Below are 11876 nucleotides of genomic sequence, written 5' to 3'. Positions count from 1 at the left end.
ACGGCTCCTTCCTGCGGACGCGTCCACGGGTGGTTCGCCCGGTACGTCAGGTGGTTCGTCCCGTACCGCGGTCACGGTTGCAGGAGCATCACCGAACCGGTCGCGACGGCGCGCCCGGCGGCCGTGACGAGGAAGCGCGCGCCCCCGGACTCGGCGTCCACCTCGATCGCGGCCCCGCGCGACGGCACCGGCCCCCGCAGGTCGACGGAGAGCCCGACCACCGCGTCGGCCGTCCGCCCCGCGTGCAGCAGCGTCGCCTGGCGGCCTGCTTCCAGGACGGCGGGGGCCGGGAGGAAGTCCGGGCGGCCGGGCAGGAGCACCGGATGTCCCGGATCGCGGGGGAGGAGCACAAGGCGTCCTTGCGGGGCCCGCGCCACCATGACGTCGGTGTCGGCGGCGGCGCCCACCGCGGCGGCCGGGGGATGGAGCAGGCGCGCCAGGCCCCCCTCGTCCGAGCGGAACTCCCAGGGGCGGGTCCCGGCGGCCAGGAGCATGGTGCAGGACGCGAACGGCACACCGCCGTGGGCGAACTCGGCTGTCACCCGGTACGAGGTGGGTCCGTACGAGCAGGTGGAGAGGTCGCTCAGCAGCAGCCGGGCCTCGACAGCGGTGGCACTGCCAGCCTCCTGCGGCTGTACCTGCGGTCGCAGACCGGCACTCACACTGACCGGTTCGAGTGCGGCGCCCGCCGCCTCGCGGAGGTGACGGCGTTCGATGGCCCTGGCGAGCTGGCGGGTCGACTCGACCATGATCAGGGGATGGGGCGCGGCCGGGAACCGACGCTCGTTGAGGGGATGCAGCCGGGGCCACTGGCAGCGCCCGGTGAAGCTGTGGCTGCTGTTCCGCCCGAGCGAGACGACCAGCATCGACGCCATCGTGTCCAGGCCGATCTCCGACCAGGTGACGGAGCTGTCGTTCTCGTCGGCCAAGGCCGCGGTGCCGGGCGGGACCGCCCCGGGGGAATCCCTGCCGACCGGCTGTTCGCTCCTCATGACACCGTCCATGCCGCCGCGCTTCCTACCGCGAGGTGCGGCAGTCGCTTCCGTCTCTCCATGATGTTCCGCGGCGCGGGTCTTCGCGGATGCAAGCCGGTGCCGGCACGCGTGCCGATCCCGGAGCGACCCCGCCTCACCCGAGACGGGGGCCGCTCCGGCGTACGGGTCGGTCAGCTGTCGGCGTCCCTTCGGCACATGGCGCTCGGCCACCACGCCCGGGGGCCGATGTCGATCACCAGCGCGGGGACCAGCAGCGAGCGAACGACGAGCGTGTCCAGGAGGACGCCGAAGGCCACGATGAAGGCGATCTGCACGAGGAACGCCAGCGGGATCACCATCAGGGCGGCGAACGTCGCGGCGAGCACGACGCCCGCCGACGTGATCACTCCGCCGGTCGTGGTGAGCCCGCGCAGCACGCCCTGCCGGGTTCCGTGTACGAGGGCCTCTTCCCGTACGCGGGACATCAGGAAGATGTTGTAGTCGACCCCGAGCGCGACCAGGAAGACGAATCCGTACAGGGGCACCGACGCGTCCGTACCGCTGAATCCGAGCAGGTCGAAGACGAGCGTGGATACACCGAGCGTCGCCAGGAAGTTGAGCGCGACGGTCGCGACCAGCAGCACGGGCACGAGGAGGGAGCGCAGCAGGAGGACGAGGATGAGCAGGATGATGCCGAGCACGATCGGAATGATCAGCGCCCGGTCCTCCGCGGCCGTCTGCTGGGTGTCGACCTGCTGCGCCGTGTAGCCGCCGACCAGCGCGTCCGCCCCGGAGACCGCGTGGACCTCGGCGCGCAGCCGCTCGACGGTCTCCTTGGCCGCGTCGCTGTCGGCGGCGGCGTGCAGGGTGGCGTCGATGCGTACGCGGCCGTCGACGACGAGGGGCTCGCCCCCACCCGGTCGCCCCGAAGCGGAGACCGGGGCCGCGGCGGCCACGCCCTCGGTCCTCCCCGCCGCATCCCTCACCTGTCCCGCACGGTCGGCGTCCGCGATGATGACCGCCGGATTCCCGGAGCCGCCGGGGAAGTGCCGGGCCAGCGTCTCCTGGGCGGCGACGGACGGCGCGTCGTTGACGAAGATCTCGTCGAGCGGCACGCCCTTCGCCGACAGCGACGGCGAGAAGGCCGCGAACACGCCGAGCGCCACGGCCGTCGCCACCCACACCCGCCGCGGGCGACGGTCCACCGTCGCGGCGATACGCCGCCACACCCCGTGCCCCTCGACCGAGGCGTCGGCCTCCTTGGGCCGGGAGGGCCAGTACGCGGCGCGACCGAGCAGTGCGAGGACCGCCGGGAGGAAGGTCAGCGCGGAGAGCACGGCGCAGACGATGCCGATGGCGCCGACCGGACCGAGGGCGCGGTTGTTCGTGAGATCACTCGCCAGCAGGGCCAACAGGCCGAGGGCCACCGTGCCCGCGCTCGCGGTGATCGCCCCGAAGGACCTCCGCGCGGCCGCCGCCGCGGCCCTGGCCGCGCTGTCGCTCGTCGCGAGCTCCTCGCGGAAGCGGGCGGCGAGGAGCAGGGCGTAGTCGGTCGCGGCGCCGATGACGAGGATGGAGAGGATGCCCTGCACCTGGCCGTCGACGCGCACCACATCCCGCTCCGCCAGCGCGTACACGACCGCGCAGGCGAGCCCGAGGGCGAAGACCGAGCCCAGGATGATCACGAGAGGCAGCAGGACACTCCGGTACACGAGCAGCAGGATCAGCAGTACGGCGCCGAGGGCGACGCCCAGGAGCAGCCCGTCGATCCCGCCGAAGGCGTCCGACAGATCGGCCTGACTGGCCGCCGGACCCGCGAGCCGAGCCGTCGTCCCCGGCACCCGCTCCGCCGCCTGACCCACCTCGCCCAGGACGTCCGGCAGCTCCTCGCCGAGGTCGGGCCGCAGCTGCACGACGGCCTGCATGGCCTCGGCGTCGTCGGAGATCAGCGCGGGAGAGGGGCGGCCGACCACGCCCTGCTCGCCCGCGAGGTCCGCCATGGCATCGATGGCGGCCTTCCGCTGCTCGGCCGTGACGCGCTTCCCGTCCGCTGTCCACACCACGATGGCGGGCAGGGTCTCGGACTGGTCGAACGCCTCGCGTGCCTCAAGGACCTGCGTGGACTCGGCACTCTGCGGCAGGAAGGCCGCCTGGTCGTTGGTCGCGACTTCGCCCAACTTGCCCGCGTAGGGACCGAGCATGCCGCCGACCCCCAGCCAGACGAGGAGCAGGACGAGGGGTACGAGCCACCTGGCCCAGCGCGGTGCGGTTCGCGGTCCTGCTGCGCCGCATGAACGGAGAGTTCAACCGCATCGCCCAGGAGTTCGCGCATGCCCAGGGCCTGCATCTGACCGACGTACAGGCCCTGATCGCGATCCTGGACGCCAGGGAGGACGGGACGGCCGACCCCATGACCCCGGGCCGCCTGCGCAAGCAGCTCAACCTGACGTCCGGAGCGGTGACGGCATGCCTCGACCGCCTGGAGAAGGCGGGACACATCCACCGCGTCCGGGCGGCCGACGACCGCCGCGTCGTGCACCTGCACTACGCGGAGGCCGCCAAGGGCGTCGCGAGGGACTACTTCCGGCCGCTGGCCCACGGCACCGAGGCCGCCCGAGGCCGCTTCACCGTCGAGGAACTCGAGGTGGTGGCGCGGTTCCTCGCCGAGATGAACCGGGAGCTGGAACTCCTGAGGTGAACCACGGCAGCGGCGACGGGACGGCCCTCCACGGAGAGTTCCGTCCCGGCCGCACTTGCAAGTAACTCGCAACAGGGCTCTATCATCAACCGCCAGCCCCCGAAGGCCGAGAGCGGAGCCCTGCCGATGCATGTACCCGACGGATTCATCAACGCGCCTGTCTCCGCGGTCACCGGAGTCGTCGCGGCCGGCGCCGTCGCCGTGTCCCTGCGGGGTGCGCGCAGGGAGCTCGACGAGCGCACCGCGCCGCTCGCCGGTCTGGTGGCGGCGTTCGTCTTCGCCGTCCAGATGCTGAACTTCCCGGTCGCCGCGGGCACCAGCGGCCATCTCCTGGGCGGCGCACTCGCGGCGATCCTCGTCGGCCCGTACACAGGAGTGCTCTGCATATCGGTCGTGCTGCTCATGCAGGGCGTGCTCTTCGCGGACGGCGGCCTCACCGCGCTCGGCGTGAACATCACGAACATGGGCGTCGTCACCGTCCTCGTCGCCTACGCGCTGTTCCGCGGCCTGGTCAAGGTGCTGCCGAAGAAGCGCCGTTCGGTGACCGTCGCCTCCTTCGTCGCCGCGCTCGTCTCCGTGCCCGCGGCCGCCGCCGCCTTCACCGGCATGTACGCGCTCGGCGGCACCACCTACGTCCCCGTCGACACCGTCCTCACGGCCATGGTCGGCGTGCACACGCTGATCGGCCTCGGCGAGGCCGCCATCACCGCCGCCACCGTCGGCGCCGTCATCGCCGTACGCCCCGACCTGGTGTACGGCGCCCGTGGCCTCACCGCGCCGCTGAAGCTGCGGGTCGGCGGCGAGCTCGTGGACGCCGCCCCGGCCACCGTCCGGGAACCCGTCCGATCCCCGCGCAAGGTGTGGATCACCGGGCTCGTCGCCTCCGTCGTCCTCGCGGGCTTCGTCAGCTTCTACGCCTCCGCGAGCCCCGACGGCCTGGAGAAGGTCGCCGCCGACAAGGGCATGGACAAGAAGGCCGAGGAGCACGCGGCCGCCAACTCCCCGCTCGCCGACTACGGAGTCGAGGACATCGCGAACGGGCGCCTCTCCGGCGGCCTCGCCGGAGTGATCGGCGTGGGCGTCACGGTCGCCGTCGGCACCGGGGTCTTCTGGGCGGTCCGCCGCCGCAACGCCCCCGCCGACACGGCCGCTTCGACGCGGTCCGAGGAGACCGCCTGAGATGGGCGCCGGGCACGCCCACCGGCTCTACCGGCGAGGAGACTCACCAGTGCACGCGCTGCCGCCGCACTGCAAACTCGCCGCCGTGCTCTGCTTCGTGGTCGTCGTGGTCGCCACACCCCGCGAGGCCATGTGGGCCTTCGGCCTGTACGCCGCGCTGCTCGCGACGGTCGCGTACGCGGCCCGCGTACCCGCCGGGTTCCTGCTGAAGCGGCTGCTCATCGAGGTGCCGTTCGTCGCGTTCGCCGTGCTGCTCCCGTTCGTCGCACGCGGCGAACAGGTCGACGTCCTCGGCCTGTCGCTCAGCGTCGACGGCCTCTGGGGCGCCTGGAACGTACTCGCCAAGGGCACCCTCGGAGTCGCCGCATCCGTCCTGCTCGCCGCCACCACCGAGCTGCGTGAACTGCTGCTCGGCCTGCAGCGCCTGAAGCTGCCCCCGCTGCTCGTCCAGATCGCGTCGTTCATGATCCGGTACGGGGACGTGATCACCGACGAGATGCGGCGGATGCGGATCGCCCGCGAGTCCCGCGGATTCGCAGCCCGCGGCGTACGTCAGTGGGGCGTCCTCGCCAAGTCGGCGGGCGCGCTCTTCATCCGCTCCTACGAGCGTGGCGAGCGCGTCCACCTGGCGATGGTCAGCCGGGGCTACGCCGGGTCCATGCCCGTCATCGACGAGGTGACGGCCTCGCGCGCGCAGTGGTCGTACGCCCTGACGCTCCCGCTGTCCGCCCTGGCGGTCTGCCTGTTGGGATGGTTCCTGTGACTCCACCCGATCCCGCACCCGATCCCGCACCCGAGGCGGCTCCTGACGCGGCCCCCTCGCTGGAGGTCTCCGGCCTCGCGTACGCCTACCCCGACGGCCACCAGGCCCTGTTCGGCGTCGACTTCCGTATCGGCCGCGGCGAGCGGGTCGCCCTGCTCGGCCCCAACGGCGCCGGGAAGACCACACTGGTCCTGCACCTCAACGGCATCCTGACGGCGGGCGCCGGTTCGGTCGCCGTGGCCGGGCTGCCCGTCGGGAAGCGGCACTTGTCCGAGGTGCGGCGCCGGGTCGGCATCGTCTTCCAGGATCCGGACGACCAGCTCTTCATGCCTACGGTGCGCGAGGACGTGGCGTTCGGCCCGGCGGCGGCGGGCCTGCGCGGCTCGGAACTCGAAGCCTGCGTACGCAAGGCACTTGAGCGGGTCGGCATGCAGGAGTACGCGGACCGGCCCCCGCATCACCTGTCGTTCGGGCAGCGCCGCCGTGTCGCCGTCGCCACCGTCCTCGCCATGGAGCCGGAGATCCTGGTCCTGGACGAGCCGTCGTCCAACCTCGACCCCGCCTCCCGGCGCGAACTGGCAGACGTCCTCCGGTCGTTGGACGTCACGGTCCTCATGGTCACGCACGACCTGCCGTACGCCCTGGAGCTGTGCCCCCGCTCCCTGGTGCTGAGCGAGGGCACCATCGCGGCGGACGGGAGGACCCGGGACATCCTGGCCGACGAGGACCTGATGCGCACCCACCGCCTTGAACTGCCCTTCGGCTTCGACCCGCGAACGGTGGCGGCGGGTTAGCGCCTGCCGGACGGTCTCACCGCGAGGCGGTGGCGACGTAGCGGCGGCGCCCTCTGGGTATCCACGCCGCCACGGTGACGATCGGAACGGTTCGCCGGGGTGGAGAGCCGGTGCGCGGCGGGGGAGGGGCGGCAGCCGCCCCCGGTGTCAGGCCTTCGCGTTGACCGTCGTCACATCCCCGCCCGTCGTCCGCCGGTACCGCTCCGTGATCGCCGCGACGGGGTCCCCGCCGACCCTGCCGCGCATGCTCCGGTCCATCTCCCGGTTCGCGCGCAGCACGTCGCCCGTGGGCCCGACCCGCGCCGCCTCGTAGCGGGCGAGCGCGCCGGCCACGTCGCCCCCGGAGGCCACACCGCCCCCTGCGACCGCACCGCCCGCAGCGGCCAGTTCCGTCGCGAGAGCGCGGGCGTCCACGATCGCCTGGGAGGCGCCGTTGGCACCCGTCGGATACAGCGGGTGCGCGGCGTCGCCGAGCAGCGTCGTACGCCCCTGGCCCCAACGCGGCAGCGGGTCCCGGTCGACCATGGGGTACTCGAAGACGGCCTGACTGCCGGTGATCAGCGCGTGGATGTCCAGGCCGAGAGGGGCGAAGTCCCAGCCCTCCAGGTGGCGCAGTACGTCGGCGGCGCTTCCCTCGCGATTCCACCCCGCGGTCTCGACCAGCGCCCCCGGCTCTGCCTCCGGCGCCGCGCACACCCAGTTGAGCAGCGGGCGCCGCGCCGAGATCGGGTACACGACCAGTTGGACGTTCCGCTCGCCGCTCGCGATGACCGAGGTCCGGCCCGTCAGGAACGGCGCCATCTCCGTGACGCCCCGCCACATCCGTACCCCCGACCAGCACATCGGACCCTCGTCCGGGTGCAGCGCCGCCCGCACCCTCGACCTGGCCCCGTCCGCGCCGACCAGTGCCCCGGCCTCGACCAGCGCGGGCGTCCCGGTCGCCCGGTCGGTCACCCTGACCCGTACCGCGTCCCGTTCCTCGGCGAAGGACTCCAGACTCGTGCCCGTGCGGACCGCGTCCGGGCCGAGCCGCTGCCGTACCGCGTCGAGCAGCAGGAGCTGCAACTCGCCCCGGTGGATGGCGTATTGCGGCCATCGGTACCCGGCCGCCACACCGACCGCCTCGGCCAACCGGCGGCCGCCGCGTTCGTCGGCGTAGACCTGCTCGGCGGTGGGGACACCGGTCGCGGCGAGCGTGTCCCCGAGGTCGAGCCGGGTCAGTTCCCGCACCGCGTGCGGCTGGAGGCTGATGCCCACTCCGAGGGGGGTGATCCGCCGGACCCGTTCGATCACGGTCACCCTGACGCCTTCCGCGTGCAGGGCGAGCGCGGCGGTCAGCCCGCCGATGCCGGCACCGGCGATCAGGACGCCGGTCTCCTCGGCGGTCTCCTCGGCGCTGCTGCGTTCGTTGGTTGCCATGGATTCACTGTCGATCAGCGGGAGTCCAGAAGTCCAAGTAGTTCTTCTTCGTCCAACTATGCTTGCCGGTTATGGAGTTGAGGCAGCTCGAATATCTGCTGGCCGTCGTCGAGGAGGCCAGTTTCACCAGGGCCGCGGCCCGGCTCCATGTCACCCAGCCGGGCGTGAGCTCCCAGATACGCCAGTTGGAGCGCGAACTCGGCCAGCGGCTCCTGGACCGCACCGGCCGCACGGTCCGTCCCACCGAGGTCGGTGCCACCGTGCTGGAGTACGCGCGGTCCGCGCTCGCCTCGGTGGCGGGCGCCCGACTCGCGGTGGACGAGTACACCGGACTGCTGCGCGGCCAAGTCGCGGTCGGCACGGTCACGTTGGCGCCCGAGCTCGATCTGCCCGGGCTCCTCGCCTCCTTCCACCGCCGGCACCCGGCCGTGGACCTCAGCCTCAGGGAGTCCGGCTCGGACGAACTGGCCGCGGCCCTCACCGCCGGCCGGCTCGACGCGGCCGTGCTCGCCCCGGACCGGACGCCCCCGCCTGGCGTCGAGTTGCAGATCATCGCCGACGAACCGCTGGTGGTCGCCGTGAGCCGGGACGACCCGTTCGCACGGTCCGGGCGGGATCGGCTCGCGCTCACGGAACTGGCCGACCGCACGCTGATCACCTTCACCCACACCAGCGGCACCCGGGGAGTCATCGACGCCGCCTGCGCCGCCGCCGGTTTCCGGCCGCGCATCGCCTTCGAGGCGAGCGACCCCCGCGTACTGGCACGGCTCGCGGCGCACGGCATGGGCGCGGCGATCCTGCCGGAACCGATCGCCCGTGACCACCCGGAAGAGCTGCATGTCCTGTCCCTCGACCCCGCCGTGCGCGGCCGACTCGCCCTCGCTTGGCGCACGGCAGAGACCGAGAGCCCAGCGGCCCGGGCCTTCCTGTCCCATGCCCGTACGGCTTTGACGACTACGGCACCCCCGCCACCGTGACCAAGGACAACACCACACCTGCGGTACCGACACACAACGCGTCGCCACACTCCGTGGCGGGCGCTCTTCGAGGGGGCGCAAACAAACTGGGCGCAAACAGAAGGGCGCAAACAAAAGGGCCCGAACGAAACGGGCCCGAACAAAGCAGTCCCCGGAGTCCTCACCGTTGCCATCTACCTCAGTCGTCGCTGAGGCTCCGGTAGCGAGGGGCTTCGGGGGCCTGGCCAGAGCCTTCAGAATCTCTTGCCGACAGACGTCTCTGATCGACGGTGCGATTCCTCGGTTTTCTGGTGTGTTAACCAGTGTCCTCCGCGTACCACTCATGTCAAGAGAAATCCTGATAATTCGTAGCGACCTACGATCCGCTCCGCGCACCCAGATCTGATCGATGCCGACAGGCGCACCGCCGGAAGCGTCGCCGCGGCGCGGCGTCACTTCCGGGGGCGGTTCATCTCGCTGAGCGCTGAGGCGAGTTGCTCCGCGGTGAGGGGTTCCGTCGGCAGCTCGTGGGCCCCCTCGGCGCGCAGCCCGTCGATCAGGAGGGCGAGCGGCCGCCGCCACGAGCCGGGTACGGCGGCCTCCAGCGCGGGCGCCGTCCGGCCGAGCGCGGCGAGGCTGAGCAGCAGATCCTCGGTGACCACGTCCGCGCGTACGAGGCCCTGGCGGCGGCAGCGTTCCAGCAGGCCGCCGAAGGTCTCCGCGTTGTGGACGTGCAGCTTCTCCAGGGTCGGCACTCCCTCGATGCCGGTCGTCATCAGGTCGTTGGCGCCCCGGTCGGCGGCGAGGACCGTGAACACCCGGTCCAGGTAGCCGTTCAGGCCCGCCCAGGGGTCCTCGGCCTGCCGTGCCTCCTCGCCGGCGTCGATCACGGCGCCGAGCGTCGCCTGGAAGACGGCCTCGATCAGGGCCGCCCGATCGGGGAAGCGGCGGTAGAGGGTGGCGTTGCCGACTCCGGCCCGGCGGGCGATCACGTCGAGCGGCGCCTCGACGCCCTGCTCGGCGTACACCTCCCGGGCGGCGGCGAGGACCAGCTCACGGTTGCGCTGCGCGTCCCTTCTCACGTACCGCACCGTACAGGATCTGTGGAGCACTCCCCAGTTCCTGTTAGGGTCCCCCGGAAGAGGAAACGGGGAATAGTCCCCACTTCAAGGGAGCTCGCCATGCCCGCACAGCCCGCCGAAGAACTCGCCGCCTGGACCGAAGATTTCGCCACCGACCCCTACTCGGCCTTCCGGGCCCTGCGCGCCAAGGGGCCCGTCCACTACGTCCGCTTCCCCACTGGGGACACGGCCTGGATGATCCTCGGCCACGAGGAGGCCCGTGCCGCCCTCGCGGACACGCGACTGCGCCACGACGTCCGCCACTCCGCGGAGTACGACAGCGACGGGCTGTACTCCATCGGCCGCAACATGCTGCAGACCGACCCGCCCGACCACACCCGGCTGCGGTCCCTCGTCGCCCGCGAGTTCACCGCGCGCCGCATCAAGGCGCTGCGGGCACGCATCCAGGAAGCGGCGGACCAACTCCTCGACGCCATGGGCCCGTTGGGCAGCGCCGACCTCATCGACGCCTTCGCCTTCCCCCTGCCGCTCACCGTCATCTGCGAACTGCTCGGCGTCCCCGGCGTCGACCGCGACCGCTTCCGCGCCTGGACCGCGAAGATCCTCACCATCGGCGAACCGGAGGCCTCGGGCCTGGCCGCCCAGGAGATGACGGCGTACCTGGCAGGCCTGATCGAGTCGAAGCGGCGCTCCGCGGGAGACGCGGGAGACGCGGGAGGCGCAGAGGTCGCAGGGGCCGCAGGGGCCGCAGGGGCCGCAGGGGCCGCAGGGGCCGCAGGGGCCCTGGAGGCTCCGGAGGCCGCGGAGGCCCCAGAGGCCCCAGAGGCCCCAGAGGTCCCAGAGGCCCCAGAGGCCGCGGAGGGCGACCTGCTGCACGCCCTCGTCCGCGCCCACGACGAGGACGGCGGCCGCCTCACCGACGAGGAACTCCTCGGCATGGCCTTCCTGCTGCTCGTCGCCGGGCACGAGACGACCGTCAACCTCATCGCCAACGCCGTCCATCTGCTGCTCACGCACCCCGACCAGCTCGCCGCCCTGCGCGCCGACGGCGACCTCCTGGAGAACGCGGTGGAGGAGGCACTGCGCTTTGAACCGCCCAGCCCGGCCGGCACGTACCGCTACACCGCCGAGCCCGTCACCGTCGCCGGCACCCACATCCCGCAGGGCGCGCGCGTGGTCATCTCCCTCGCCTCCGCCAACCGCGACCCGGAACGCTTCCCTGACCCGGAACGCTTCGACATCCACCGGAACCCGGCGCTGACCCGCTCCCATCTCGCCTTCGGCCACGGCATCCACCACTGCCTCGGCGCGCCCCTGGCCCGCCTCGAGGCGAACCTCGCCCTGCGCGCCCTCCTCGACCGCTTCCCGGACCTGGCCATCGACGGCGACCCCGCCCCCGACTGGCGCCCCAGCCTCCTCCGCGGCCTGAACCACCTGCCGCTGCGCTGGTGACGCGAGCTCCAGGGGTCAGTTCAGCAGGGAGAACTTCTTGGTCAACGGGTCCAGTTCGTCTCGCAGACCGAACAAGGCGATTCCGTAGTAGTCCAGGCCCTGTTCGGACGTGGTCTGCATCCGGTCGAGCTGTTCGGCGTAGGTGTCCCCGGTCATCTCCGCGGTGAAGTCGGTGTACAGGAGCCCTGAGGCGTCGGCCTGATCACGCAACCGCCGGACCCAGGCCGGGCGCCCTGCGAGGACGACGAGGGAGAGCCCGGAAATGGGGGCGTGACGTCCGCCGTCGGCGTCCGGGAACCCGAGGAAGGACATCTTGCGCAGCAGATCCGGCTGTTCGGTGGCGGCCTTGGCAGCCAGTCCCAGACACAGGTGCGACGCCGCATTCGCCGCCACGCCCGGCGGAAGCTTCCCCTTGAGAGCGACGACGAACTTGTATCGAGTGTCGACCTCGGTCGCCGCGACACAAGCGGGGTTGGCGGTGCTTACGGTCATCGGTACCTCTTTCGATGCCACGAACGAACATCACCGAGGGAGCCTCAGCTTGTGCTCCTTGTGCTCC

Annotated in this window: 11 protein-coding genes; 6 read left to right on the top strand and 5 right to left on the bottom strand. The window is 72.1% G+C overall.

Translation table 11 applies throughout. The features are described 5' to 3' along the window. Nucleotides 1–71: 71 nt before the first annotated feature. Nucleotides 72–992 carry a hypothetical protein gene (locus QIT00_RS03490; RefSeq protein WP_282533562.1) on the bottom strand — a complete coding sequence of 307 codons (921 nt, stop codon included), beginning with the start codon at nucleotides 990–992 and terminating at the stop codon, nucleotides 72–74. Nucleotides 993–1165: 173 nt separating this feature from the next. After that, nucleotides 1166–3175: an MMPL family transporter gene (locus tag QIT00_RS03485; RefSeq protein ID WP_282533561.1), complete on the bottom strand. Its 2010-nt coding sequence runs from the start codon at nucleotides 3173–3175 to the stop codon at nucleotides 1166–1168. Between the two features lie 89 nt (nucleotides 3176–3264). On the opposite strand from QIT00_RS03485, the gene QIT00_RS03480 reads away from it, so the two are divergent. The 4 genes from QIT00_RS03480 (at nucleotide 3265) to QIT00_RS03465 (ending at nucleotide 6408) form a co-directional block, all read left to right on the top strand. Beyond that, a complete protein-coding gene (locus QIT00_RS03480) occupies nucleotides 3265–3672 on the top strand; it encodes a MarR family winged helix-turn-helix transcriptional regulator (RefSeq protein WP_282533560.1) in 408 nt (135 codons plus the stop codon). 126 nt (nucleotides 3673–3798) lie between these two features. Beyond that, the gene (locus QIT00_RS03475) at nucleotides 3799–4851 is read left to right on the top strand and encodes an energy-coupling factor ABC transporter permease (protein WP_282533559.1); all 1053 of its coding nucleotides are present in this window, start codon (nucleotides 3799–3801) and stop codon (nucleotides 4849–4851) included. Nucleotide 4852: 1 nt separating this feature from the next. Continuing rightward, a complete protein-coding gene (cbiQ, locus tag QIT00_RS03470; RefSeq protein WP_282533558.1) occupies nucleotides 4853–5614 on the top strand; it encodes a cobalt ECF transporter T component CbiQ in 762 nt (253 codons plus the stop codon). Then, nucleotides 5602–6408 carry an energy-coupling factor ABC transporter ATP-binding protein gene (locus tag QIT00_RS03465; RefSeq protein ID WP_408909717.1) on the top strand — a complete coding sequence of 269 codons (807 nt, stop codon included), beginning with the start codon at nucleotides 5602–5604 and terminating at the stop codon, nucleotides 6406–6408. Before cbiQ ends, QIT00_RS03465 begins: the two co-directional genes overlap by 13 nt. A 147-nt stretch (nucleotides 6409–6555) precedes the next feature. On the opposite strand, the gene QIT00_RS03460 is transcribed toward QIT00_RS03465, so the two are convergent. After that, nucleotides 6556–7827: an FAD-dependent monooxygenase gene (locus QIT00_RS03460; protein WP_282533556.1), complete on the bottom strand. Its 1272-nt coding sequence runs from the start codon at nucleotides 7825–7827 to the stop codon at nucleotides 6556–6558. A gap of 71 nt (nucleotides 7828–7898) precedes the next feature. Between QIT00_RS03460 and QIT00_RS03455 the strand changes: the two genes are divergently transcribed. After that, nucleotides 7899–8804 carry a LysR substrate-binding domain-containing protein gene (locus QIT00_RS03455; RefSeq protein ID WP_282533555.1) on the top strand — a complete coding sequence of 302 codons (906 nt, stop codon included), beginning with the start codon at nucleotides 7899–7901 and terminating at the stop codon, nucleotides 8802–8804. Nucleotides 8805–9235: 431 nt separating this feature from the next. Here the strand turns inward: QIT00_RS03455 and QIT00_RS03450 are convergent, their stop codons facing one another. After that, nucleotides 9236–9865: a TetR/AcrR family transcriptional regulator gene (locus tag QIT00_RS03450; protein ID WP_282533554.1), complete on the bottom strand. Its 630-nt coding sequence runs from the start codon at nucleotides 9863–9865 to the stop codon at nucleotides 9236–9238. Nucleotides 9866–9964: 99 nt separating this feature from the next. Here QIT00_RS03450 and QIT00_RS03445 point away from each other — a divergent pair, with 99 nt between their 5' ends. Next, nucleotides 9965–11317: a cytochrome P450 family protein gene (locus tag QIT00_RS03445; RefSeq protein ID WP_282533553.1), complete on the top strand. Its 1353-nt coding sequence runs from the start codon at nucleotides 9965–9967 to the stop codon at nucleotides 11315–11317. 15 nt (nucleotides 11318–11332) lie between these two features. Here the strand turns inward: QIT00_RS03445 and QIT00_RS03440 are convergent, their stop codons facing one another. After that, nucleotides 11333–11809, bottom strand: a complete 477-nt coding sequence (locus tag QIT00_RS03440) for a DUF2000 domain-containing protein (protein WP_282533552.1) — start codon at nucleotides 11807–11809, stop codon at nucleotides 11333–11335. Nucleotides 11810–11876: the final 67 nt, after the last annotated feature.

This window comes from Streptomyces luteolus (genome assembly GCF_029968015.1).
GTDB classification, from domain to species: Bacteria; Actinomycetota; Actinomycetes; order Streptomycetales; family Streptomycetaceae; genus Streptomyces; species Streptomyces luteolus.
This window is presented reverse-complemented; position numbering and strand designations above follow the sequence as displayed.

What these genes read in the sequence shown, in the direction of transcription:
- QIT00_RS03460 (WP_282533556.1), bottom strand. Translation starts at nt 7,827, where the DNA reads ATGGCAACCAACGAACGCAGCAGCGCCGAGGAGACCGCCGAGGAGACC.
- QIT00_RS03455 (WP_282533555.1), top strand. Translation starts at nt 7,899, where the DNA reads ATGGAGTTGAGGCAGCTCGAATATCTGCTGGCCGTCGTCGAGGAGGCC.
- QIT00_RS03475 (WP_282533559.1), top strand. Translation starts at nt 3,799, where the DNA reads ATGCATGTACCCGACGGATTCATCAACGCGCCTGTCTCCGCGGTCACC.
- QIT00_RS03480 (WP_282533560.1), top strand. Translation starts at nt 3,265, where the DNA reads ATGAACGGAGAGTTCAACCGCATCGCCCAGGAGTTCGCGCATGCCCAG.
- cbiQ (WP_282533558.1), top strand. Translation starts at nt 4,853, where the DNA reads ATGGGCGCCGGGCACGCCCACCGGCTCTACCGGCGAGGAGACTCACCA.
- QIT00_RS03490 (WP_282533562.1), bottom strand. Translation starts at nt 992, where the DNA reads ATGAGGAGCGAACAGCCGGTCGGCAGGGATTCCCCCGGGGCGGTCCCG.
- QIT00_RS03465 (WP_408909717.1), top strand. Translation starts at nt 5,602, where the DNA reads ATGGTTCCTGTGACTCCACCCGATCCCGCACCCGATCCCGCACCCGAG.
- QIT00_RS03440 (WP_282533552.1), bottom strand. Translation starts at nt 11,809, where the DNA reads ATGACCGTAAGCACCGCCAACCCCGCTTGTGTCGCGGCGACCGAGGTC.
- QIT00_RS03445 (WP_282533553.1), top strand. Translation starts at nt 9,965, where the DNA reads ATGCCCGCACAGCCCGCCGAAGAACTCGCCGCCTGGACCGAAGATTTC.
- QIT00_RS03485 (WP_282533561.1), bottom strand. Translation starts at nt 3,175, where the DNA reads ATGCTCGGTCCCTACGCGGGCAAGTTGGGCGAAGTCGCGACCAACGAC.